The 852-nt window shown below is 37.8% G+C and carries 1 protein-coding gene; it reads right to left on the reverse strand.

The genetic code is table 11. From position 1 onward, the window contains the following. Positions 1-20 precede the first annotated feature (20 nt). Positions 21-728 carry an IS6 family transposase gene (locus B5P40_RS31965; protein WP_113710531.1) on the reverse strand — a complete coding sequence of 236 codons (708 nt, stop codon included), beginning with the start codon at positions 726-728 and terminating at the stop codon, positions 21-23. Positions 729-852: the final 124 nt, after the last annotated feature.

Here is an 852-nt window from a genome sequence, read left to right on the forward strand (position 1 = left end):
TTTCCTAGTGGAATCTAGTCTTAAGCAACAATTCCAAATAGTTGATGGATGAACTTCACTTGATTTTGGACAGACTTGTCCAGTAAAATAAGTTGCCCTTTTTTTACCATATGCATAGCCTCTATTCCAGAAATAATGGATGTAGCTGTGCGAAAGGATTTCAATCCTAACATCGAACGAACTCGCTTTTTAATAAATCGATGATCTTGTTCCACTATGTTATTGAGATATTTCACTTGCCTTAGTTGGATGCCTAATGGCATCTTTTTTTCTTTTCTCAATTCTTCAACTGCTATAGGATAAGCTGGATTCTTATCGACTGTCACGACACGAGGCTCAGAAATATGAAAAGACTGCAAAGCTTTCTTGAAGAATCGCTTTGCAGCCTTGTGGTTTCTTGCTTTGCTTAGGTAAAAATCGATGGTATTTCCTTTCGAATCGACAGCACGATACAGGTACATCCATTGACTTTTTACTTTGATATATGTTTCATCGACTCTCCAAGAGTCATTGGTTTGATTGAGATGACGACGGATTCTTTTGTCTAATTCAGGACCATACTGATGAACCCAACGCATAATCGTTGTATGAGCAACGGATAAGCCCCGTTCCTCCATCATTTCCACCAAATCACGAAAGCTCAAGTTGTACCGTAGGTACCATCTTACTGTTTGCAAAATAATATTATGATGATAATGCTTCCACTTGAATAAATTTCGCTTTTCCATACTGATCACGCACCTTTTTTAGAGTAATAGTATCAGTATGTCCAAGATTTAGAGATTACTTGCAATTATCTTGAAGTTTTCGCACCAGAACCTTTTGGAGTGTTTGCACCAGAAGCAGTTTTGC

It is taken from the genome of Bacillus sp. SRB_8 (assembly GCF_003264205.1).
GTDB classification, from domain to species: Bacteria; Bacillota; Bacilli; order Bacillales; family Bacillaceae_G; genus Bacillus_A; species Bacillus_A mycoides.